At 65.6% G+C, this 22,911-nt stretch carries 22 protein-coding genes; 17 read left to right on the top strand and 5 right to left on the bottom strand.

What is annotated here, in order from left to right:
- Positions 1-3: 3 nt before the first annotated feature.
- Genes cobM through INF35_RS06820 form a run of 16 tightly spaced genes read left to right on the top strand, consistent with a single transcriptional unit; the run spans position 4 to position 13,900 of the window.
- On the top strand, positions 4-759 hold the full coding sequence (gene cobM / locus INF35_RS06895; protein ID WP_193500920.1) for a precorrin-4 C(11)-methyltransferase: 756 nt from the start codon (positions 4-6) through the stop codon (positions 757-759).
- Positions 756-1,760 (top strand): cobalt-precorrin 5A hydrolase, encoded by a 1,005-nt coding sequence (locus INF35_RS06890; protein ID WP_193500918.1) that lies wholly within the window; start codon positions 756-758, stop codon positions 1,758-1,760. The genes cobM and INF35_RS06890 overlap by 4 nt, the downstream gene beginning before the upstream one ends.
- On the top strand, positions 1,753-2,487 hold the full coding sequence (cobJ, locus tag INF35_RS06885) for a precorrin-3B C(17)-methyltransferase (RefSeq protein WP_193500916.1): 735 nt from the start codon (positions 1,753-1,755) through the stop codon (positions 2,485-2,487). Before INF35_RS06890 ends, cobJ begins: the two co-directional genes overlap by 8 nt.
- On the top strand, positions 2,484-3,251 hold the full coding sequence (gene cobK / locus INF35_RS06880) for a precorrin-6A reductase (protein ID WP_193500914.1): 768 nt from the start codon (positions 2,484-2,486) through the stop codon (positions 3,249-3,251). The genes cobJ and cobK overlap by 4 nt, the downstream gene beginning before the upstream one ends.
- Positions 3,248-4,444: a precorrin-6y C5,15-methyltransferase (decarboxylating) subunit CbiE gene (gene cbiE / locus INF35_RS06875; RefSeq protein WP_193500912.1), complete on the top strand. Its 1,197-nt coding sequence runs from the start codon at positions 3,248-3,250 to the stop codon at positions 4,442-4,444. Before cobK ends, cbiE begins: the two co-directional genes overlap by 4 nt.
- Positions 4,441-5,802 carry a cobyrinate a,c-diamide synthase gene (locus INF35_RS06870; protein ID WP_193500910.1) on the top strand — a complete coding sequence of 454 codons (1,362 nt, stop codon included), beginning with the start codon at positions 4,441-4,443 and terminating at the stop codon, positions 5,800-5,802. Before cbiE ends, INF35_RS06870 begins: the two co-directional genes overlap by 4 nt.
- Positions 5,799-6,881, top strand: a complete 1,083-nt coding sequence (cobT, locus tag INF35_RS06865) for a nicotinate-nucleotide--dimethylbenzimidazole phosphoribosyltransferase (RefSeq protein WP_193500908.1) — start codon at positions 5,799-5,801, stop codon at positions 6,879-6,881. The genes INF35_RS06870 and cobT overlap by 4 nt, the downstream gene beginning before the upstream one ends.
- Complete coding sequence (locus INF35_RS06860) at positions 6,878-7,417, top strand: bifunctional adenosylcobinamide kinase/adenosylcobinamide-phosphate guanylyltransferase (protein ID WP_193500906.1); 540 nt, start codon at positions 6,878-6,880, stop codon at positions 7,415-7,417. Before cobT ends, INF35_RS06860 begins: the two co-directional genes overlap by 4 nt.
- Positions 7,414-8,187, top strand: coding sequence for an adenosylcobinamide-GDP ribazoletransferase (locus tag INF35_RS06855; protein WP_235983155.1), 774 nt, complete (start codon positions 7,414-7,416; stop codon positions 8,185-8,187). The genes INF35_RS06860 and INF35_RS06855 overlap by 4 nt, the downstream gene beginning before the upstream one ends.
- Before the next feature lie 19 nt (positions 8,188-8,206).
- On the top strand, positions 8,207-8,563 hold the full coding sequence (locus INF35_RS06850; RefSeq protein WP_193500904.1) for a bifunctional adenosylcobinamide kinase/adenosylcobinamide-phosphate guanylyltransferase: 357 nt from the start codon (positions 8,207-8,209) through the stop codon (positions 8,561-8,563).
- Positions 8,548-9,156, top strand: a complete 609-nt coding sequence (locus tag INF35_RS06845) for a histidine phosphatase family protein (RefSeq protein ID WP_193500902.1) — start codon at positions 8,548-8,550, stop codon at positions 9,154-9,156. Before INF35_RS06850 ends, INF35_RS06845 begins: the two co-directional genes overlap by 16 nt.
- Positions 9,153-10,121, top strand: coding sequence for an adenosylcobinamide-phosphate synthase CbiB (cbiB, locus tag INF35_RS06840; protein WP_193500900.1), 969 nt, complete (start codon positions 9,153-9,155; stop codon positions 10,119-10,121). The genes INF35_RS06845 and cbiB overlap by 4 nt, the downstream gene beginning before the upstream one ends.
- A 36-nt stretch (positions 10,122-10,157) precedes the next feature.
- Complete coding sequence (locus INF35_RS06835) at positions 10,158-11,237, top strand: pyridoxal phosphate-dependent aminotransferase (protein ID WP_193500898.1); 1,080 nt, start codon at positions 10,158-10,160, stop codon at positions 11,235-11,237.
- Positions 11,237-12,727 carry a cobyric acid synthase gene (locus INF35_RS06830; protein WP_193500896.1) on the top strand — a complete coding sequence of 497 codons (1,491 nt, stop codon included), beginning with the start codon at positions 11,237-11,239 and terminating at the stop codon, positions 12,725-12,727. The genes INF35_RS06835 and INF35_RS06830 overlap by 1 nt, the downstream gene beginning before the upstream one ends.
- The gene (locus INF35_RS06825; protein ID WP_193500894.1) at positions 12,720-13,232 is read left to right on the top strand and encodes a cob(I)yrinic acid a,c-diamide adenosyltransferase; all 513 of its coding nucleotides are present in this window, start codon (positions 12,720-12,722) and stop codon (positions 13,230-13,232) included. Before INF35_RS06830 ends, INF35_RS06825 begins: the two co-directional genes overlap by 8 nt.
- The gene (locus INF35_RS06820) at positions 13,232-13,900 is read left to right on the top strand and encodes a precorrin-8X methylmutase (protein ID WP_407925636.1); all 669 of its coding nucleotides are present in this window, start codon (positions 13,232-13,234) and stop codon (positions 13,898-13,900) included. The genes INF35_RS06825 and INF35_RS06820 overlap by 1 nt, the downstream gene beginning before the upstream one ends.
- 70 nt (positions 13,901-13,970) lie before the next feature.
- Here the strand turns inward: INF35_RS06820 and INF35_RS06815 are convergent, their stop codons facing one another.
- Together INF35_RS06815 and INF35_RS06810 are read right to left on the bottom strand one after the other, a co-directional pair.
- Positions 13,971-15,305 (bottom strand): MATE family efflux transporter, encoded by a 1,335-nt coding sequence (locus tag INF35_RS06815; RefSeq protein WP_328740542.1) that lies wholly within the window; start codon positions 15,303-15,305, stop codon positions 13,971-13,973.
- Between the two features lie 184 nt (positions 15,306-15,489).
- Complete coding sequence (locus tag INF35_RS06810; RefSeq protein WP_193500892.1) at positions 15,490-16,980, bottom strand: carboxypeptidase M32; 1,491 nt, start codon at positions 16,978-16,980, stop codon at positions 15,490-15,492.
- 185 nt (positions 16,981-17,165) lie between these two features.
- Here INF35_RS06810 and INF35_RS06805 point away from each other — a divergent pair, with 185 nt between their 5' ends.
- Positions 17,166-18,062, top strand: coding sequence for a glycosyltransferase family 2 protein (locus tag INF35_RS06805; RefSeq protein ID WP_193500890.1), 897 nt, complete (start codon positions 17,166-17,168; stop codon positions 18,060-18,062).
- Positions 18,063-18,166: 104 nt separating this feature from the next.
- On the opposite strand, the gene INF35_RS06800 is transcribed toward INF35_RS06805, so the two are convergent.
- From INF35_RS06800 to INF35_RS06790, 3 genes are all read right to left on the bottom strand, one after another.
- Positions 18,167-19,957, bottom strand: a complete 1,791-nt coding sequence (locus INF35_RS06800; protein WP_235983154.1) for an aminopeptidase P family protein — start codon at positions 19,955-19,957, stop codon at positions 18,167-18,169.
- Between the two features lie 162 nt (positions 19,958-20,119).
- A complete protein-coding gene (locus INF35_RS06795; RefSeq protein ID WP_193500888.1) occupies positions 20,120-22,126 on the bottom strand; it encodes an FtsX-like permease family protein in 2,007 nt (668 codons plus the stop codon).
- On the bottom strand, positions 22,119-22,883 hold the full coding sequence (locus tag INF35_RS06790; RefSeq protein WP_193500886.1) for an ABC transporter ATP-binding protein: 765 nt from the start codon (positions 22,881-22,883) through the stop codon (positions 22,119-22,121). The genes INF35_RS06795 and INF35_RS06790 overlap by 8 nt, the downstream gene beginning before the upstream one ends.
- Positions 22,884-22,911 lie beyond the last annotated feature (28 nt).

Genomic DNA, 22,911 nt, shown 5'->3' with positions numbered 1-22,911 from the left:
AAAATGGTGCATTTTGTGGGCGCCGGACCCGGTGCCACCGATCTCATCACGGTGCGGGGGGCTGAGCTGCTGCGCAACGCAGACGTGGTCATTTACGCGGGCAGCCTGGTCAACCCGGCCCTGCTGGGGCTCTGCCGCCCCGGGGCAGTCCTCTACAACAGCGCTCAGCTGACGCTGGAACAGGTGCTGGACATCACCCAAAAGGCCGACGCCGCCGGGCAGCAGATCGTCCGCCTGCACACCGGCGACCCCTGCCTGTACGGGGCCATCCGGGAGCAGATGGATGCTTTGCAAAAGCGGGGCATCTCCTTTGACCTGACCCCCGGGGTGTCCAGCTTCTGCGGGGCAGCGGCGGCCGCCCAGGCGGAGTACACCCTCCCCGGCGTCAGCCAGACGGTCATCATCACCCGCATGGCGGGGCGCACCCCCGTGCCTGAGGGGGAGAACATTGCCTCCCTGGCTGCCCACGGCGCCACCATGGTGATCTTTCTGTCGGCGGGGCTTTTGGACGGCTTGCAGGTGGAGCTTCTCAAAGGCGCCTACACCGCACAGACCCCCGCGGCCCTCGTCTACAAGGCTACCTGGCCGGAGGAAAAGGTCCTGCGCTGCCCCCTGGGCGAACTGGCCGAGACCGGCCGCCGCCACGGCATCAGAAACACGGCCCTGGTGCTGGTGGGGGACTTTCTGGCGGCGGGGTATGACCGCAGCCGCCTGTACGACCCCACCTTCACCACCGGCTTCCGGGAGGCATCCCAATGACCGGCCTGCGGTGTATCGCCTTCACAGACAAGGGCTTTGCCCTGGCCCAACGCCTGGCCCATGCCCTGGACGGCACCGCCCTGCGCTGCGGCGGGGACATCACTCTGGCGGGCTGGACGGCGGAAGGCTTTGCCCAGGCTAGGGCGCTGGTCTTTGTGGGGGCGGCGGGCATCGCGGTGCGGGCCTGCGCGCCCTATCTGAAAGGTAAGGACACCGACCCGGCGGTGGTGGCGATGGACGAGTGCGCCCACTTTGCTGTGCCCCTGGTGTCGGGGCATCTGGGCGGCGCCAACGACCTGGCCCGGCAGATCGCTGCCCTGTGCGGGGCCCAGGCGGTCATCACCACCGCTACCGATGCCAACGGCGTCTTTGCAGTGGACAGCTGGGCGGTGCATCAGGGCTGTACCGTCAGTCCGGTAATGGGCATCAAGACCGTCAGCGCAAAACTCCTGGCGGGGGAACCCATCCGCTTGCGCAGCGACTGGCCCATCCCGGGCACACCCCCGGCGGGCGTCCTACCGATGACGGACGGTCCCTGTGATGTTGCCCTCACCCTTGCCGCCCCGGCGGAGGGAGAGAAAGCACCCTTGCGGGTCATCCCCAGGATTCTGCTGGCGGGGATCGGCTGCCGCAAAGGTACCCCCATGGCGGACATCGAAGCCGCGGTGCTGGCAGCTTTGCAAAAGGCGGGGGCCGATCCTCTGGCGGTGCGGGGGGTGACCTCCATCCACTGCAAGGGGCAGGAACCCGGGCTTGTGGAACTCTGCTGGGTTCATGGGTGGAGCTTTACCACCTTCTCCCCGGAGGTTCTGGCGGCCCAGCAGGGCAATTTTACCGACTCGGAATTTGTGCGCAAAACCGTCGGCGCCGGCAACGTCTGCGAGCGCAGCGCCGTGGCGGCGGGGGGCACACTGATCTTACAAAAACAGGCGGGAAAGGGCGTCACCGTGGCATTGGCCCGGATGCCCTTCTCGCCGGACTGGCGGTGGCAATATGAGTAAACTGTTTGTGGTGGGCCTCGGCCCTGGGGAGGCATCCCAGCTCACCGGCGCGGCCCGGGCGGCGCTGGAGCAGGCCGACCTGCTGTGCGGCTATACCACCTATATCCAGCTGACCCGGGCGGTCTGCCCGGATACCCCCACCCTCTCCACTCCTATGACGAAGGAGATCCAGCGCTGCCGCATGGCGCTGGATGCGGCGTCGGAAGGTAAGACGGTGGTCATGGTGTGCAGCGGCGACGCAGGGGTTTACGGCATGGCGGGGCCCATTTTGCAGCTGGCCCCGGAGTATCCCGGCGTGGACATCGAGGTCATCCCCGGCGTGACGGCGGCCCTCTCGGGGGCGGCGGTGCTGGGCGCGCCCTTGGCCAACGACTTCTGCGTCATCTCTCTCTCCGACCTGCTCACCCCCTGGCCGGTCATCGAGCGCCGCCTGGACGCCGCCGCAAAAGGGGACTTTTCCATCTGCCTGTATAACCCGGCTTCCCGGCGGCGCACCGGCCATCTGCGCCGGGCCTGCGACATTCTGCTCGGGACCCGCCGCCCGGATACCGTCTGCGGCTGGGTGAAAAACATCGGCCGGGAGGGCCAGCAAAGCCGGGTCCTCACCCTGGCCGAGCTGCGGGAGGAAACTCTCGATATGTTCACCACTGTGTTCATCGGCGCCGATTCGACGCAGGTCATCGACGGCCGCATGGTCACTCCCAGAGGATACGAGGCCAAACAATGAAACTGCTGATTTTCGGCGGCACCACCGAGGGCCGCGTGCTGGCCCGGCGGCTGGCGGAGGCGGGGGCGCAGGTCACCGTCAGCGTGGCCACCCCCATGGGGGCGGAGGAACTGGCGGGTATTCCCAACCTTACCGTGCTCACCGGGCGGCGGGATGCCGCTGCCATGCAGGCCCTTTTGCAGGAGTTCGACCTCTGCATCGACGCCACCCACCCCTATGCAGCCGAGGCCAGCGCAAACATCCGCACCGCCTGCACCGCTGCCGGGGTATCTCTGCGCCGGGCTGCCCGCCCTGCCTCCGCCGTCACAGAGGCTGCTTTTACAGCGGATACCACGGCGGAAGCGGCGGCTTTTCTGGCCAGGACAGAGGGCAACATCCTGCTCACCACCGGAGCCAAGGAGCTGCCCGCCTTTGCCGCCCTGGACAAAAACCGCCTGTTTGCCCGGGTGCTGCCCACCCACGAGGGCATCTCCGCCTGCGAGGCCCTGGGCATCCCTCACCGTAACATCATCGCCATGCAGGGGCCCTTCGGCACCGCCCTCAACTGCGCCTTGATGGAGCAGTACCAGATCGCCTGGCTGGTGACCAAGGACGGCGGTCGGGCGGGAGGCTTTGCCGAAAAGCTGGAGGCCGCCCGTCGCACCGGGGCCAAGGTGGTTCTCATCCGCCGTCCCGCCGACGCGGGGGAGGCCCCGGAACAGCTGTTGCAGCAGCTGCTGGCCGATCTGGCCGACCAAAATCCTGAGAGGAGGACATCCCAATGACCGTGACCCTTGCGGGAATGGGCGGCGGCACCGCCGCCACCATGACGGAAGAACTGCGCCGGGCCATGCAGGACGCCCAGCTGATCGTGGGAGCCCAGCGCCTGCTGGATGCCCTGCCCCGGGGCCTTTCCTCCGCCACGGCCGCTGCCGTCGCACCGGGGGAGATCCTGCGCCTGGTCAAGGCCGCGGCCTGTGAGGAGGTCCTCGTGCTGTACAGCGGGGACAGTGGGTTCTACTCGGGGGCCCGGGGACTGCTGGCTCTTTTGAATGAGGAACACATCCCCGCCCGGGTACTGCCGGGGCTTTCCAGCGTACAGCTGCTGGCCGCCAGACTGGGCCGCCCCTGGCAGGACTGGACCCTCTGCTCCGCCCACGGGGTGGACTGTGACCCGGTGGCCGAGGTCTGTGCCGCCGGAGGGCCCGTCTGCTTCCTCACTGGCGGGGCGGGGAACAACGCCGCGGACCTCTGCCGCCGCCTGGCCGAGGCGGGACTGGGGGAGCTGCCCGTCACAGTGGGGGAAAACCTCTCCTACCCCGGGGAACGCCTCACCACCGGCACCGCCGCCCAGCTGGCCGAGGAACAGTTTGCCTCTCTGGCCCTGCTGCTGACCGGGGCAGTCAAGCGTCCCCGCCGTGTGCCGGGCATTCCGGACGGGGAGTTCATCCGGGGCAAGACCCCCATGACCAAGCAGGAGGTGCGCTGCGCCGTGCTGTCCAAGCTGGCCCTGCGCCCCGGGGATACCTGCTGGGACGTGGGCGCCGGGACAGGCAGTGTCTCAGTGGAGATGGCTCTCTTTGCCAAAAAGGTCTGCGCCGTGGAGCGGGACGCCGACGCCTGCCAGCTGATCGAGCAGAACCGGGCGGCCTTCGGGGCGTGGAATCTGACTTTGGTGCAGGGCACCGCCCCCGAGGCCTTGGGCGGCCTGCCTGCCCCCGACGCTGTCTTTGTGGGGGGCAGCGGGGGAGAGCTGGAAGCCATCCTGAAGGCCGCAGTGGCCGCCAACCCCCAGGTGCGGCTGTGCGTGTCCGCCATTGCCCTGGAAACGCTGGACGCCGCCCGCCATGCCTTTGAGGCGTTGGGCATCGACTGGGAGGTCACACAGATTTCAGTAGCCCGGTCCAAAGCTGCGGGCAAACTCCACCTGATGATGGCTCAGAACCCGGTCTTTCTCATTTCGGGAGGCGGGAGATGAAGGCGCTGATGCTGGCCGCTATGCAGAGCGGCAGCGGCAAGACCGCCGTGACCTGTGCCCTGCTGGCGGCGGCCCGGCGGCGGGGGCTGGAGGTCCACCCCTTCAAGACGGGCCCCGACTACATTGACCCCATGTTCCACACAAAGGCGGCGGGGCGGCCCAGCCGTAACCTCGACCTGTTCTTGCAGGGGGAGGCGGGCGTCCGCCGGACATTGGCCACTGCGGGGGCCACCGCCGGGGAGGGCCTTGCCCTCATCGAGGGGGCCATGGGCTACTACGACGGCATGGCAGGGGGCACCGACGCCGGGGCCTGGGCGGTGGCGGATGCTTTGGGCATTCCCGCCGTTCTGGTGCTACGCCCGGAGGGGCAAGGCGTGACCCTGGCAGCGCAGCTGTACGGCATGCTGCACTTCCGCAGCCCCAGCCACATTGCCGGGGTGCTGTTCAGCGGCTGCAAAGCCTCCCTGGCCGACTACCTGGCCCCCATCGTGACCCGGGAGACAAGCCTGCCGGTGCTGGGCACCCTGCCCCCCTGTGACGCCGCAAAGTTTGACAGCCGCCATCTGGGCCTGCAGACCCCCGGGGAGATCGCCGACTTGGACGCCCGCTTTGCCGCCCTGGCCGAACTGTTTGAGCAAAATTCCGACCTGGACAAGCTGCTGGCCCTGGCCGCCGACCTGCCGGCGGAGCACCCCGCCCAGACCCGGACAGACAGCCCGGCCTGCCGCATTGCCGTGGCACGGGACGAGGCCTTCTGCTTTACCTATGCCGACAACCTAGATGCCCTGCAAGAGGCGGGGGCGGAACTCTGCTTTTTCAGCCCGCTGCACGACGAGGCATTGCCCAAAGATTGCGGCGCCCTCTATCTCTGCGGCGGCTACCCGGAACTCCACGCCGAAGCACTGGCCCGAAACGCCCCCATGCGTCAGGCGGTGCGGCAGGCGGTCACCTCCGGTATGCCCACCGTGGCCGAGTGCGGAGGCTTTCTCTACCTGGGCCAGGCGCTGGAGGATACCGGCGGCAAAAGCTTTGCCATGGCGGGGGCGCTGCCGGGGGAAGGCTACCGCACCGACCGTCTGCGGCGGTTCGGCTACCTGAAATTGACGGCGGACACCGACAGCCTGCTTCTCCGCAAGGGGGAGACTCTGCCCGCCCATGAGTTCCACTACTGGGAGGCCCGGCAGCCCGGCGGCGACCTGACGGCCCACAAACCCGGCCGGGACAAAAGCTGGCAGTGCTGTTTTGCGGGGCCGACGCTTTACGCCGGGTTCCCGCACCTGCATTTCGGGGGCAGCCTGCCCCTGGCAGAACGCTTCGTGGCGGCGGCCGCCACTTACCGCCAAAGAAAGGCTGAATGACCATGTATTTTTCGTCGATTTCCTCCCTGCTGGATGCCATCCCCGCCCCGGACGAAACCGCCCGGGCCGCGGCCCTGGCCCACTGGGATGCCCTGGCAAAGCCGCTGGGGAGCCTGGGGACCCTGGAGGAGGACATCGCCCGCATTGCCGCCGTCACCGGTGACCCTGATGTCCGCCTGCAAAGCCGCACCCTGCTGGTGCTCTGCGCCGACAACGGCGTGGTGGCAAGGGGCGTCACCCAGACCGACAGCAGCGTCACCGCCGTGGTGGCCAAAGCCCTGGCGGAGGGCAACAGCACCGTCTGCCACATGGCACGGCAGGCAAGCTGCCGGGTAGTGCCGGTGGATATGGGCATGCTGCCCCACGAGCCCATCCCCGGCCTTGTGCACTGCTGTGTCCGCCCGGGGACCGACGACATCACCAAAGGCCCCGCTATGACCCGCCCCCAGTGCGAGCAGGCAGTGCTGGCCGGGGCCAACTTGGCTGCCCGGGCGGCGGAACAAGGGGCGGATATCCTTGCCACCGGGGAGATGGGTATCGGCAACACCACCACCTCGGCGGCGGTGGCCTGCGCCCTGCTGGGCCTTGTCCCCGAGGAGGCCGTGGGCCGTGGGGCGGGCCTTTCCGACGCAGGCCTTGCCCGCAAGCGGACCGCCGTGAAAGAAGCCCTCGCCCTCAACCGCCCCGACCCCGCCGACCCGCTGGACGTGCTGGCTAAAGTAGGCGGACTGGACATTGCCGGGCTGTGCGGCGTCTTTCTGGGGACGGCGGCCTGCCGGATGCCGGTGCTCATCGACGGCGTCATCAGTGCGGTGGCGGCTCTCTGCGCGGCAAGGCTCTGCCCCAATGCCCGGGAGGGTATGCTGGCCAGCCATGTCTCGGCGGAACCCTGCGGCCGGCGGCTGCTGGAAGCGCTCAAACTCCATCCCCTCATCTGCGCCGGCATGCGGCTGGGGGAGGGCAGCGGCGCGGTGGCGGCTTTGCCACTTTTGGATTTGGCCCTGGCCGTCTACCACGGCGGGCGGACCTTCGGCGCTCTGGGCATGGAGGCCTACACCCCCCAGGAGGATAAGCCATGATGACACTGGTGATCGGCGGCGCGGCCTCGGGCAAGAGCGAGTTCGCCGAGGTGATGGCCCGGCAGTTTGCTGCCCCCCGGGTCTATATTGCCACCATGCAGCCCTTCGGGGAGGAGGCCCTGGCCCGCATCCAAAAGCACCGGGACCGCCGCGCCCGCATGGGCTTTGAAACACTGGAATGCTACACCGGCCTGTCTGTCGCCTGTGAGGCTCTGCCGGAGAATGCGTCGGTGATGCTGGAATGCTTGGGCAATCTGGTGGCCAACGAGCGATACAGCCCCGACGGCGGCGGGAAAGGCGTCGCTCTGGCTGGGGTGCTGCGCCTGGCCGACTGCTGCCGTGACCTGGTGGTGGTGACCAACGAGGTCTTTTCCGGCGGGTCGGACTATGAAGGGGACACTCTCGGCTATCTGCGGGAGCTGGCGCAAGCCAACCGCGCTCTGGCTGCCCGGGCCGATCGGGTGGTGGAACTGACGGCGGGCCTGCCCAACTGGCTCAAGGGCGGGCCGACGCAATCGGAGGAGGCAACACGTTGAAACAGGCTCTGCGCGCGGTGGCCGCCGCGTTTTCCATGTTTTCGGCCATTCCCATGCCCCAGGTGGACTGGGACAAGGGCGGGCTTAAATATATGCTGTGGGCCTTCCCCCTCATTGGGGCGGTGATGGGCGGGCTGTGCACCCTGTGGGCGCTGGCGGCGGATGCCCTGGCGCTACCTGCTGTGCTGCGGGGGGCGGGCTTCTGCCTGATTCCCCTGGCGGTGACAGGCGGGGTGCATCTGGACGGCTTTGCCGACACCTGCGACGCTCTGGCCAGCTACGCCCCGCCGGAGAAGCGCCGCCAGATCCTCAAGGACCCCCACATGGGCGCCTTTGCAGCCATCCGGCTGTGCGGGTGGTTCGTGGCGGACTTTGCCCTGTGGGCGGCCCTGCCTCAGTTTCCCGCCATTGCCGTGACGCTGGGATTCTGCCTGTCCCGGGCACTGTCCGGGCTGGCGGTGGCCCGATGGCCTCTGGCCAGCGATACGGGACTGGTCCATACCTTTGCCGCAGCCAGCGACCGCACCGCCACCGGGCGGTTTTTGACTGTCATTGCCCTGCTGCTCACGGCAGGGCTGGCGGCCTGCGGGGCGCAGGGCATTGCTATGGCGGTGGCTGCCTACGGGGTGTGGCTCTATTACCGGCGGATGGCCCGGGTGCAGTTCGGAGGCATCTCGGGGGATCTGGCCGGATGGTTTGTGCAGACCTGCGAGGTCTGGATGCTGGGGGCGTTGTGTGCGGTGCAGTATCTTGTAGCTGCATGGCATTGACAGGGAGGAAAAAGAAGCTATGATGTTTGTGACGGGTCCGCTGTTTGCAGGCAAGCGGGACTATGTCTGCCGCGCCCTGGGCTGGACGCAGGAAGAACTGGCCGCCCGGGCGGTGTGGGACGTGCAGAATCTGGCCGCCGATGCCCCGGACGCCGGGACGCTGGCCCGGCTGGCCGACCGCCTGGCCGGGTATGAGGTGGTCATCGCCACCGAGGTGGGCGGCGGGGTGGTGCCTGTGGACGCCAAGGAGCGCGCCGCCCGGGAAGCCGCCGGACGCCTTGCCTGCCTGCTGGCCGAACGCGCCGAGACTGTTGTGAGGGTCGTCTGCGGACTGCCGCAGACCCTGAAAGGAGATTCATCATGCTGGTCTATCTGATCCGCCATGGACAAACCGTATACAATGCCGAGAAACGCTACCAGGGTACCCGGGACATCCCCCTGTCCGACGCAGGCCGGGCCGGGCTGCACAAGGCCGATTTCACCCCCGATGCCCTTTATGTTTCCCCCCTGACCCGGGCCCGCCAGACGGCGGAGATCCTCTTCCCCGGGGTGCCCCAGATTCCGGTGCAGGACCTGCGGGAGATGTGCTTCGGCAGCTTTGAGGGCCGCAACTACGTGGAGATGGAGCACGACGCTGAGTATCTGGCCTGGGTGGCCTCCAACAGCGAGACCGCCTGCCCCGACGGCGAGCGCAAGGCGGATTTCTGTGAGCGCACCTGCAAGGCCTTTGCGGGGGTCATCGACGAAGCCCTGGCCAAAGGGGTAGAGCGTCTGGCCATTGTGGCCCACGGCGGCACCCAGATGGCCTCCCTGGAACGGTTTGCCCGTCCCGCCCGGGGCTACTACGACTGGTGTGCGGGCAACGGCGGCGGCTTTGTGCTGGATGCCGCCCGCTGGAACACCGACCGGGTGCTGGACCTGGTGGGAACCGTGGATTACGGCAGCACTCCCGTCAAGGAGGCAAAGTGACGGTGGTATATGCCGCGCTCTGCGGCTTTGTCATCGACCTTTTGCTGGGGGACCCGGCCTGGATGCCCCATCCTGTGGTGTTCATGGGGCGGTGCATCTCGGCGCTGGAAAAACTTCTGCGCCGCATCTTCCCCAAAACGCCAAAAGGAGAACTGGCCGGTGGTGTCATTCTGGCGGCGGTGCTGCCTCTGGGCACCCTGGCCCTTACCGGGCTCTGCGTGTGGGGGCTGGGCCTTATTCACCCGGCTCTAAGCTTTGCTTTGCAGGTGCTCTGGTGCTGGCAGGCGTTGGCCGCCAAAGGGCTGCGTCAGGAGAGTGACAACGTCCGCCGCGCTCTGGTCACCGGTACCCTGGACGATGCCCGAAAGGCCGTCAGCCGCATTGTGGGGCGGGATACTGCCGCCTTGAGCCGTGAGGGAGTCATCCGCGCCGCAGTGGAGACGGTGGCGGAAAACTTCTCCGACGGCGTGGTGGCGCCCCTGTTCTGGATGCTCCTCGGCGGGGCGCCCCTGGCCCTGGCTTACAAGGCAGTCAATACCATGGACAGCATGGTGGGCTACAAAAACGACCGCTATCTCTACTTCGGCCGGGCGGCGGCAAAGCTGGACGATGCTGCCAACTGGCTGCCGTCCCGGCTGGCGGCGCTTCTGCTGGTGGCGGCGGCTCCCCTCATCGGACAGAACGCCGGAAGGGCTTTTGCTATCTGGCGCCGGGACCGCCGCAAACACGCCAGCCCCAACTCCGCCCAGACCGAATCCGCCATGGCGGGGGCGCTGGGGGTGCGGCTGGCGGGGCCTGCCAGCTATTTCGGCAAGATTCACCAAAAGCCCTGGATCGGGGACGACACCCGGCCCATTGAGCCGGAGGACATCACCCGGGCGGGGCGGATGCTCTACGCGGGCAGCGTGCTGGCCCTGTTGCTTTTGTGCGGGGCACGGCTGGGCATCCTGGCCCTGATTCTGTAATGTTATAAGGACACCACACCTGGAAAGGAGACCGCCATGCAGCTGACCCACGGAGGAGACTGGGAGGGCTATCGCCGGGAGTACGGCGGGATGCCGCTGGATTTTTCGGCCAATGTCAGCCCCCTGGGCATGCCGGAAGCCGTGTGCCAAGCCGCCGCAGATGCCCTTGCCGACGCCTGGCGCTACCCGGACCCCCTCTGCCGGGAACTGCGGGATGCTCTGGCCGCCTATCATCAGGTAGATGCCGGGCAGATCGTCTGCGGGGCGGGGGCGGCGGACCTGATCTTCCGACTGGTGCTGGCCCGGCAGCCCCGGCGAGCGCTTGTCACTGCCCCTACCTTTGCCGAGTATGAGCAGGCCCTGGCCTTGGCGGGCTGTGAGGTGGAGCACCTGACCTTGCGGGAGGAAACCGGCTTTGTGCCGGGACAGGACCTCCTGGACGCCGTGCGCCCCGGCATGGACATGGTCTTTCTGTGTGAGCCCAACAATCCCACCGGCCGCACCTCCCCCAAGGCGCTTTTGCAGCAGGTTCTGACCCGCTGTGCCGGATGCGGGGCGCTGCTGGTGGTGGACGAATGCTTCAACGAGTTCCTGTCCGACCCGGCGGGGCATACTTTACTGGGAGAGTTGTCCGGGCCATACGGCAAAAACCTGGCGGTGCTGCGGGCTTTCACCAAGAGCTTTGCCATGGCCGGGCTGCGCCTGGGCTATGTGCTGTGCGGGGACGCTGCCCTGGCGGAACGACTCTATCACTGTGGCCCGCCCTGGGCGGTGTCCGGGCCTGCCCAGGCGGCAGGCGTAGCGGCTTTGGAGACTGCCCCCGACTGCCTGCCAAAACTTCGGGCGGTCATCGGGGAGGAGCGCCCCAAGCTGGCCGCGGCCCTGGAAGAAATGGGCTGCAAGGTCATCCCCGGGGAGGCAAACTACCTGCTCTTTTATCACGCCCGGTCCGACGGCCGCCCGGACGGAACGCTGTCCGCCCGCCTGCGGACAAAGGGCGTTCTGCTGCGGGACTGCTCCAACTATGCAGGACTCGGTCCCGGCTGGTACCGCACGGCGGTGCGCGGGGCGGAGGAAAATAAGGAAATGCTCAGACGGCTGAGGGAGGTTCTGTGATGGTAAAGTGCATCATGGTGCAGGGCACCATGTCCGGGGCGGGCAAAAGCCTGCTGGTGACGGGTCTTTGCCGGGCCTTTCTCCGCCGGGGGCTGCGGGTGGCGCCCTTCAAGAGCCAGAACATGGCCCTCAACAGCTATATCACCAAGGACGGGCTGGAGATCGGCCGTGCCCAGGCTGCCCAGGCTGAGGCCGCCGGGGTGGAGCCGGATGTGCGCATGAACCCCATCCTCCTCAAGCCCAGCAGCGACACCGGCAGCCAGCTCATCGTCAACGGGGAGGTCCGGGGCGACTACCGGGCCGCCGACTATTTCAAGCTGAAAAAAACATTGATCCCGGACATTCTCGCCGCCTACCGGAGCCTTGCCGCCGAGAACGATGTTATCGTCATTGAGGGGGCAGGCAGCCCGGCGGAGATCAATCTGCGGGAGGGCGACATCGTCAACATGGGGCTGGCCCAGCTGGTGGACGCCCCCGTGCTGCTGGCCGGGGACATCGACCGGGGCGGGGTGTTTGCCCAGCTTTACGGCACGGTAGCCCTGCTGGCTCCCGAGGAAAAAGCCCGGCTCATCGGCACCGTCATCAACAAATTCCGGGGGGATGTGTCCCTTTTGCAGCCGGGCCTGACCCAGCTGGAAGCCCTCACCGGCCTGCCGGTACTGGGGGTGATCCCCTGGCTGGATGTGGACATCGACGATGAGGACAGCCTCTCCCAGCGCCTGACCCGGCGGGAGGGCGGCCGCCCGGTGGACATTGCGGTCATCCGCCTGCCCCGCATCTCCAACTTTACCGACTTTTCCCCTCTGGAGGAACACCCGGCCCTGGGAGTGCGGTATGTGGGGGCGGTGAAAGACCTGGGCCGCCCCGACCTGGTCATCCTGCCCGGGACCAAGAGCACCATGGCCGATCTGGCCTGGATGCGGCAGAACGGGCTGGAAGCCGCCGTCCGCAAGCTGGCAGCCTCCGGCGTGCCGGTGCTGGGGGTCTGCGGCGGCTATCAGATGCTGGGGCAGACTCTCGACGATCCCGACGGTGTGGAGGGCGGCGGCAGCATGGCGGGCATGGGGCTTTTGCCCTGTTCCACCGTCTTTGCGGGCAGCAAGACCCGCACCCGGGTCACCGCGGCGGTGGAGGGCGGCCCCTTTGCCGGGGCAAAGCTGGACGGCTACGAGATCCACATGGGCCGCACCCGCCCCCTGACCGCAGATGCCGCCCCCTTTGCCCGCCTGGCCGACGGCCGGGAGGAGGGGGCTATGTCCGGGCAGGTGTTCGGCACCTACCTGCACGGGCTCTTTGATACGGGGGCGCTCACCGCCGCTCTGGCAGACTGGCTTTTGCGCCGCAAGGGCCTGGACCCGGCGGCCATGCCGAAACCCGTCGACCGCAACACCTACCGTCAGCAGCAGTATGACCGGCTGGCGGAGGCGCTGGAACAACATCTGGACCTGTCTGCCATCTGGCGGGCAATGGAGGAACGCTGCCATGGATAAAGGACTCATCCATCTCTACACCGGGGACGGCAAGGGCAAGACCACGGCCGCCATGGGTCTGGCCCTGCGGGCACTGGGCAACGGTCTGCGGGTGACGGTGGTGCAGTTTCTGAAAGATGGCCGCAGCGGGGAGCTGGAACCCCTGCGCCAGTTGGGGGCAACGGTCTACACCGGCCGCCCGGGAACGAAATTCGTCTTTCAGATGAACGAGGCCGAAAAGGCCCAGGTCCGCGCCCTGCAAAACGCCCAGCTGGCCGAGGCCCTGGAAACGGATTGCGACCTGCTGGTGCTGGACGAGGCCTGTGCCGCCCTGCGGCTGGGCATGGTGGAGGAGGACCTTCTCCGCCGTGCGGTGCTGGACCGCCCCGAGACCCGGGAAGTGGTCCTGACCGGGCGGGACCCGGCCCCCTGGCTGATGGAAGCAGCCGACTATATCACCGAGATGCGCTGCGAGCGGCACCCCTACCAGAAGGGCATCCCGGCCAGAAAGGGCGTGGAATACTGATGGTACAGCACAAAACCCCCGGTGACATCGAGCGCACCAGCATGGGCATCATTCTGGAGGAGCTGGCCGGGCTGGGGCTGACCCCGCCCCCGGAGCACCAGGCTGTCGTCTGCCGGGTGGTGCACGCCACGGCGGATTTTGACTATGCCCGCAACCTGGTCTTCACCCCCGACGCGGTACAGAAGGGAATCGATGCCCTGCTGGCGGGGGCGCCTGTCATCACCGACACCAACATGGCCAAGGCGGGAGTCAGCCGCCCCTGCCTGCAAAAGCTGGGGGGAGAGGCCCTCTGCTTCATGGCGGACGCCGAGGTGGCTGCCGTCGCCCGGGAGAAAGGCACCACCCGGGCCGTGGCAGCGGTAGACAAGGCCGCTGCCCAGCATCCCGGCGCGGTGCTGGCCTTCGGCAACGCCCCCACAGGCTTGCTGCGTCTGGCGGACTGGATCGAGCAGGGCTACCGGCCTGCTCTGGTCATTGGGGCGCCGGTGGGCTTTGTCAATGTGGTGGAAAGCAAGGAGCACGCCCTGGAGGTCTGCCGCAGGGCGGGGGTCCCCGCCATTCTGGCCATGGGCCGTAAGGGCGGCAGCGGTGTGGCGGCGGCCATCTGCAATGCCCTGCTCTATACCGCCTGCGGCACTCTCGACCCCGCCGCCCGGGGCTGGAACTGAACCAAAAACAAATACAACAATACCCCGTAACGGGCCGTAACCGGCAAACCGTTCCGGGGTATTGTTTTGTTCAGGAGAGGGATTCAGGCAGGGGCGGGGGCAGATGCCGGGCCTTGCGGTAGAGGACAAGGCCCACCGCCGAGACAATGGCTTCGGTGACGGGGAAGGCGCACCAGACGCCGGTCAGTCCAAAGGCCGCCGCCAGGGCAAAGGCCATGGGCAGAATCACCAAAAAGCCCCGCAGCAGGGCAATGACCTGGCCGGGAACCGGCTGCTCGATGGAGGCAAAGTACACCGACAAAATGATGTTGACCCCCGCAAAGGGGCAGCCGATGAAATACAGCCGCAGACCTGCCTCGGCGATCTCCTGGAGCCGGGCGTTGCCCTCGCTGTTGAACAGGGTGGTCACCGGCCCCGCCCAGAGGAAGGTGACGACGTAGACCGCCGCCGCAATCATCACGGCGGATACCAGGGCATAGCGCAGAATAGCCCCCAGCTCCCGGCGTTGGCCGGAACCATAGCGGCGGCTGAGCAAAGGCTGGATGCCCTGGGAAATGCCGGTGAAGATGGCAATGACCACCAGGGACAGGTTGGCAATGACGCCGTAAGCCGCCACCCCCACACTGCCGCAGATGGAGAGCAAAATGGCGTTGAAGGCGATCATGACCACGCCGGAGGAAAGCTCCGTGATGAGGGAGGGCACCCCCGCCGAGCAGATGCCCCCCAGCAGCCGGGCTTTGGGCAAAAACCGCCGCAGATGAAAACGGCAGCGTCTCCGGATTCGGTGGGCGGACAAAATCATCATGCTGACGATGGGGGCCACGCCGGTGGCAAGCGCCGCGCCGAAGATGCCCAGCCCCAAGGGGAAGATGAACACATAGTCCAGCACCACATTGGACAGACTGCCCAGCACCATGGCGGTCATGGCCAGCTGGGGTGCGCCGTCGTTGCGGACAAAGCAGAGAAACAGGTTGTTGAACAAAAACATGGGGGCAAACAGCAGGATGACCCGCAGATAGGTGGCGGTCATTTCAAACACGGCGCCGTCGGCGCCCAGCAGCCGGGCCAGCGTGCCGGGCAGCAGCAGTCCTGCTGTGAAAAACACCACCGCAAACCCCGCAGCCAGCAGCACCGAGGCGGAAAAAGCCCGGTCAGCCTCCTCCGGCTCCCCCTGGTTTTGGCGGATGGAATACTTGGTGCCGCCGCCCATGCCCACCATCAGGCCGCTGCCGTGGATAAAGCTGTACACCGGAATGGCCAGATTGAGGGCGGCCAGACCGTCGGCCCCCATGCCCAGGGAGATAAAGTAAGTGTCTGCCAGAATATAGCAGGACAGGCCGATCATGCCCAGTACGTTGAGGGACGCATAGCGTGCAAACTCCCGAAAACAGGACGGTTGTTTCACAGGCCGAACCTCCTTTGATTTTTTGAAAAACCGCAGACTGCCGCACAAAAAAACGCCTTGTCCCTCTCTCTTCTAAAGGCCTGCGAGAGAGGGAAAAGGCGTTTGCCCGGCGGCAAATGATTTCAATGCCACGATTGTACCAGCCGGGGAACAGTCTGTCAACCCCGGGGAGAGCGGCAAGTATTTACAGAGAATACAGTTCGGAATATTTCTTCGTCAAATACTCAATGTAATATTTGGGATCGAAGGTGCCGCCGCACAGGTTTTCGATGAGCCAGGCGGGCTCCTTCATGCAGCCGTACTGCCACAGACGATTGGTCAGGGCGGTCTTGAGCGGGGTCAGGTCGCCCTTTGCCAGCATGGCGTCCAGGTCCATCTCGGCGGCAAGGCTGGCCATGGCCTGGGCCGCGTAGGCACTGCCCAGGGCGTAGCTGGGGAAGTAGCCGAACTCGCCCCAGGACCAGTGGATGTCCTGCAGTACGCCGTGGGCGTCGTCGGGCACATCCACGCCCAGGTATTCCTTGTACTTGGCGTTCCAGGCGGCGGGCAGCTCGGAGACCGACAGCTCCCCGTGGAACAGGGCTTTTTCCAGCTCATAGCGGACCATGATGTGCAGCCCGTAGGTCAGCTCGTCTGCCTCGGTGCGGATCAGGCTGGGCTCGGCACGGCTGGCGGCGCGGTAGAGCTCCTCCTCGCTGACGCCGGACAGCTGGGCGGGGAAGAGGGTGCGCAGCGTCGGCCAGATCAGATGGATGAAGCCCCGGCTGCGGCCCACCATGTTCTCAAACAGACGGCTCTGGCTCTCGTGCAGGCCCATGGTGGAGCCGCCCGCCAGCACGGTATAATTGAGGGACGGGTCCACGTTCAGCTCATACAAGGCATGACCGCCCTCATGGGCCACCGAGTAGAGGCTGGACAGCATATCCCGGGGCATGTAATGGGTGGTGATGCGCACGTCCTTGCTGTTGAAGCCGTTGGTGAAGGGATGTTCGCTCTCGGCCAGAGAGCAGTGAGCGGGGTCCAACCCCCACAGGGACATGATCTTGTTGGCCAGAACGCGCTGACCCTCGATGGGCCAGTCCTGATCCAGAAAATCAGTGCGCACGGGGGTGCCGTGGTCGGCGATGGCCTGGAGCAGGGGCACGATGGCAGCCCGCAGCTGGGCAAAGAAAGCATCGCAGCGCTCAATGGTCAGGCCGCGCTCAAACTGGTCCAGCAGCACCTCGTAAGGGTCCCGGTCGGGTGCGATCTGGGAGGCCTGACGGCGGCGGGCAGCGATGAGCTTTTCCAGATAGGGAGCGAACAGGGAAAAGTCGTTGCTGCGCTTGGCCTTGCCCCATACCGACACCGATTCCTGGGTCAGGCGGGTGAAGGCGGCGTACTCATCGGCGGGGATGGGACGGATGCGGTCAAGGCTGATGCGCAGCTCCCGCACCTCGGCCTTTTCCTGTTCGGTGTCGGCCTCGGCTTCGGCGGCGTCCAGCAGGGCGTCAGTGGAGGGCTGGACCAGAGTGTTGAACTGGGCACGGCTCAAAACCTCGGCGGCTTCGGCCCGGCCCTCGGCACTCTCGGCGGGGGCGGCGGTGGCCTCGTCATAGGTCATGAGCCCCAGGGCATAATTATAGGCGTAGAGGTTGCGCTCCAGCGTGCGCAGCTCGGCAATATGTTCTTTCATAGATGATCTCCTGTGCTGCCGGCAGAACCGGCTTCGGGCGGTGAAAACCGCGGTAAATGAATGACGAATAGAATCAGTATACCACGTTGTTTTTTTCAGAGCAATGCGATATGATAGAAAACAGGAATGAACAAGGAAACACCGGACATTGTGTTCCGGCCGGATTTTGTGGGAGGAGGAGCCCTATGGCACAGCAGCCCCTTGTCAGTGTGATCGTGCCCATTTACAACGCCCAAAATCATATTGCACGCTGCGTCGAGAGTATCCGCAAGCAGAGCTATTCCAATCTGGAGATCCTGCTGGTCAACGACGGGTCCAAGGATGTCAGCCTGCAGGTATGTGAGATGTATGCCAAAGTGGACCCGCGCATTCTGCTGGTGGACAAGCCCAACAGCGGCGTGGCGGCCACCCGCAATCTGGGACTGCGGCTGGCGTCGGGCAAGTATCTGCAGTTTGTAGACGCCGACGATACCCTGCAGCCCGACGCTACCCGGCTCATGGTGGAAAAGGCGGAGGAGCACCAGGCCGACCTGGTCATTGCCCACTACAACCGGGTCACACCCCCGCCGGAAAAGCCCAGCCTGCCCAAGGCGGTGCGGGACACCGCCCTGGGGGAAAAGTTCGACGAAACCATGGAGCGGCTCATGCCCTCCGACGACCGGGTCAAGACCTTCGGCTTTCTGCCCGAGGGCTTCATGACCAAGGCGGAGTTCGCCAGGGGCCTGATGCAGGAGCCGGCCTCCTTCTACTACGGCGTCATGTGGAACAAGCTCTACTGCGCCGACATCGTGCGGGAGCATGAGGACGTTATCTGCAGTGAGGAACTGAACTGGAGCGAGGACCTCTACTTTAACCTCAGCTTCATCCGCTATGCCCAGCGGTTCTACGCTCTGGCGGTGCCGGTGTACAACTATCTGCAAAATAAAGAGAGCATCTGCCATACCGCCCTCAACCCCATCAATGTGGTGACCACCCGGGCCTCGCTGTTCAAGTATTACAAGGACCTGTACGAGTCCATGGGCCTGTATGAACAGTACAAACCCCAGATCTACAAGTATCTGGTTTCCACGGCGGAAAGCTGACCTCCGCCCCGCATACGTGCATACGATATAAACAAACCGCCCCGGCGGCCTGTGTGTTCAGGCTGCCGGGGCGGCATTTTTTGTTTTGTGCGGGGAAAAGGCCGTTACCGGGCGATGGGGGCGGTCTTGGCGGCCAGCCAGCTGCGCTCGGCGTCGGTCAGGCGGGGAGACAGCACCTCATAGACGTTCTTGTGGTAGGCGTTGATCCAGTCGATCTCGCTGCGGGTCAGCTCGTCCACCAGCACGGGGGACAGATCGATGGGCACAAAGGTCATGGGCTCAAAGCCCAGCCAGTGACCGTACTGGTTCTCACCCTTGTCCACGCAGACCAGCTCGTTTTCAATACGGATGCCCACCTCGTCGGTCTCGTAGACGCCGGGTTCGTCGGTGATGGTCATGCCGGGACGGAAGATGACCGGGTTGTTGGGACGCAGGCTCTGGGGGCCCTCATGGACGCTGGACATAAAGCCCACGCTGTGGCCGGTGCCGCAGCGGTAGTTGATCCTGTGCTTCCACAAAGGACCCCGGGCAAAGCTGTCCAGAGCAAAGCCGGTGCAGTAATCCAGCCAAACCGCCTGAGCAATGCCGATGTGGCTCTGCAGCGTCCAGGTGTAGTAGCGGCGCTCGTTGTCGGTGAGGGGGCCCACCGGGTAGGTGCGGGTGATGTCGGTGGTACCGCAGTCATACTGGCCGCCGCAGTCCACCAGCAAAAAGCCGTGGGGCTCGATGGGGCTGTCGGCGCCGGGCCTGGCCTGATAGTGCATCATGGCCGCGTTGGGGCCGTAGGCTGCGATGGTGCCGAAGCTCTCCTCATCAAAGCCGGGCTGTTCGGCACGGCGGCGGTGCAGCATGGTGTCGATGTCGCACTCCCGCAGGGGCTTGCCCTCGGCCAGAGCCTGCTCCAGGTCCATCTCAAAGCGGACCATGGCCACGCCGTCCCGGATGTGGCACTCCCGCAGGTTGGCCAGCTCCACCTCGTTCTTGACACCCTTGAGGGCGGTGATGGGGTCGGTGCCGGGCAGTACGGTGAGGGCGGGGTTGGCCTCCAGGGCAGCGTAGAGGTCGTAGTTGGTGGCTTCGGGGGCGATGAGCACCGTCTCCTTGCCGGTCAGGCCGCGGACAAAGTCCAGCAGCGAGTTGTAGGGGCGGATCTCCACACCCTGAGCGGTGAGTACGTCGGCGTCATCGTCGCACAGACGGCCGGGGGCCAGAAAGAGGGTGCAGCTGTCCATGGTCACGAAAGCGTAGGCGATGGCCAGGGGGGTGCAGGGCAGGTCGTGGGCCCGCAGGTTGAGCAGCCAGCCCACGCAGTCCAGCTGGGTCACGGCCAGGGCGGTGGCCCCTGCCTTTTTCAGCTCGGCGCGCACGGCGGTGAGCTTTTCCGACGCAGTGGCGCCGGTCTGTTCCCGGCTCAGCAAAAAGCAGGGCGTGTCGGGCAGGGCGGGGCGGACATCGGCCCAGAGGGGGCTGACCACGTCCTGGCTCTTGAGGGCTGCGCCGCAGGAGGCCAGGGTATTCCGGTACTGTTCAAACACCTTGGTGGGCATGCAGGAGCCGTCGGTGACGAAGGTCTGGCCCGCCTGAACGTTGGCCTTGAGGTATTCCTCCACGGTGGGGACACCCGCCGCGCCGGCATGCATGGACTGGATTTCGGTACCGGCCAGCTGCTTGTCCGCCTGGACATAGAAGCGGCCGTCCACCCACAGGGCGCTGCCGGTCCCGGTGACCACCAGGGTGGAATTCTCGCCGGTAAAGCCGGAGAAATGGGTCAGGCTGCAGTAATGCGCGGGCAGATACTCCCCCGAATGGGGGTCGCTGGTCATGAGGATGACGCCGTCGGCGCCTGCCGCCTGAGCAGCGGCGCGCAGGGCGGCAATCTTTTCGTTGGTCGTCAAGGGAAACCCTTCCTTTCTGAAACAGGGCCGCAAGGGGGCCCCGGCTGATTTTCTGTCTGTATTGTAGCACGTTTTGCCAAAAGGTCAAATGGAGGGCCGGGCAAAGGAAAGGGGCGGGCCTGCCTGGACAGGTCCGCCCCTTCCGGACGGGAAAACGGGGATTCAGCGCTTGACGATGCTGTAATATTTGCGGGATGTCATGGCGTAGACCGCCACATAGCACAGGGCAAAGCCTGCCAGGGTGATGAGGCAGCAGAGGAGGAACAGTCTGGTGTTGGTCACGCCGAAGGCCGACACCATGCGCATGAGAATGGGGAAGGCCGCGGCCAGATGCACCGCCGCCATGACCAGGGGCAGGAAAAAGACCATGAGCACCTGCACCCGGATGGTGCTGCGGACCTCGTCGGCGCTCATGCCCACCTGCTGCAGGATGACGAAGCGGTCACGGTCCTCGTAGCCCTCGCTGAGCTGCTTGTAGTAGATAATGAGCACGGTGGCCATGGTGAACATGATGGCCAGGAAGATGCCCAGAAAGACAAAGCTGCCGTTCATGTTGTAGAGCTCCGCCCGCATACCCTCCCGGGAGTAGACGTAGGACCGGGAGGTGAGCCAGTCGGGGGAGGGGGCGGGGTTGGCGGCGGCCTCCAGAGCGTTGGCACACTCGTCTATAGCAGCGGCGTCCAGTTTGTCGGTGTTGAGGTTGAGGTAGCGCCGCACGGTGGGAGCATATTCACTGTCCTGCACAAGCATTTCCCGCAGGTTGACCAGGGTGTTGGTGCCGGGCACCACAATGCAGACAGTGCAGGGACTGTAGCCGCCGTTGACAGCGGGAAACTCCTCCGCCTCCCCGACCACATGGTAGGTGGTATCCCCGATGGTAAGGCTGTCGGTGGAATCGTAGAGCCCCCGGGCCAGGATTTCCCCCTCGGCCAGAGTGACAGTCTGCCCGGTGAGACGGCTGTAATCGTCGGCGGTCATGAAGAGCAGGTTGGGGGTGTCCGCGGTCTGGGACTCGGCGGAAAGGGCAGGGGTGTAGACGTTGCCCGCCGCAGCCTGAGCGCCGAAGGCAAAGAGGTAGAAGCTCTCCATCTCTCCGTCGGTGACGCCGTGGTCGGCGGCAGCCTGGCGGATGGGAGCCTCCCAGGCGTCCGCGTTTTCCTGGGTCAGACCGTCGTCGGAAAAGTTGACCGACAGGGTCAGGTCGTTGGGGTACATTTTCTCGATGGTTTCCCCGGTGCCGGCATAGAGGCAGACGGTGGTGGCCACGCTGACCAGCACGGTGGTGGCCAGAATGCAGATGTTGGCCAGGCCCCGGGCGTTCTGGTTCATGCGGTAGATGAGGCCCGAGATGGCGGTGAAATTCCGGGGCCGGTAGTAGAGGGCCTTGTTTTTGCGCAGGGCCTTGAGCACCACCACGCTGCCTGCCCCGAACAGGCAGTGAGTGCCCACAATGACCAGGGCCACCGCCGCAAAAAAGAGCAGGATGACAAAGAGGAAGTTGGTGGTGAAGAAGGAAATAGCATAGCCTCCCGCCAGGGTCAGCAGCCCGAAGAGGGCCAGCAGAATGCGGCTTTTGGGCTCCCGTTCACCCATGGAACCGGTGTGGAGCAGCTCGATGGGGCTGGTTTTGCGCACCACACGGAGGTTGCGCAGATAGAGAAAGAGAAACAGCAGGGCAAAGGCGGCAAAAGTCTCGGCGGCCCCCGCCGTGCTGAAGGAAAAGCCCATGGTCACCTCAAAGCGGACCAGCCGCAGCAGCAAAAGTAGCACCAGCTTGGAGAGCAGCGCCCCGCCGAAGACCCCCAGGGCGGTGCCGGCCAGATAGAGAAACAAAGTCTCCAGCCCCAGCACGGCGCCCACATTGCGCTTTTCCATGCCCAGAATGCCGTAGAGGGCCAGCTCCTTGGTGCGGCGCCGGATGACAAAGCCGTTGGCGTAGGACATGATCCAGACCACCAGAAACACCATGATGAAGCTGCCCAGCCCCAGCATCAGCTGGACATAGGCGGAGCCCCGCATGGTGGACACCAGATCGTTGTAGCCGAGGAACCGCATGATGTAGCACATGGCAGCGCACCCGGCGGCAGTGAGGAAGAACGGCCCGTAATACTGCCGGTTTTTGAAGAGGTTGCGGGTGGCAAGGCGCAGGTACAGCCCCAGCTTATTCATCCTGCTCACCTCCCGAAAGGGCGGTCAGGGTGTCGGAGATGCGGGCAAACATGGACTCGGTGCTCATGCCGCCGCGGTAGAGCTGGTGGTAGACCTGGCCGTCCCGGAGAAAGAGCACCCGTCCCGCATGGCTGGCGGCCCTGACGCTGTGGGTGACCATGACGATGGTTTGCCCGGCCTCGTTGATCTTGCCGAAGAGGTGGAGCAGACTCTCGGAGGAGCGGGAGTCGAGGGCACCGGTGGGCTCGTCGGCCAGCACCAGCTCCGGCCGGGTGATGAGGGCCCGGGCCACGGCGGCACGCTGCTTCTGGCCGCCGGAGACCTCATAGGGGTATTTGTCCAGCAGTTCGGCAATGCCCAGCTGCCGGGCGATGGGCCCCAGCCGCAGGGACATCTCCCGGTAGGGGGTGCCTGCCAGCACCAGGGGGAGGAAGATGTTGTCCTTCAAAGAAAAGGTGTCCAGCAGGTTGAAGTCCTGAAAGACAAAGCCCAGGTGATCCCGGCGGAAGGCGGACAGCTCCCGGTCGCTGATTTTGGTGATGTCCCGGCCGCTCAGGCAGACCGAGCCGCCGGTGGGACGGTCCAGGGCGGCCAGAATGTTCAACAGGGTGGTTTTGCCTGCCCCCGACTCGCCCATGATGGCCAGGTACTCGCCCTGTTCCACCGTGAAGCTCACATCGGACAGCGCCTCCACCTTGACCCCGCCGAAGCGGGTGGAATAGATTTTTTGCAGATGGCTGATCTCCAGCAATGACATGGTACATGCTCCTTTTGCAAAGGCCCCG

Source organism: Gemmiger gallinarum (genome assembly GCF_014982805.1).
Taxonomy (GTDB): Bacteria; Bacillota; Clostridia; order Oscillospirales; family Ruminococcaceae; genus Gemmiger; species Gemmiger gallinarum.
This window is presented reverse-complemented; position numbering and strand designations above follow the sequence as displayed.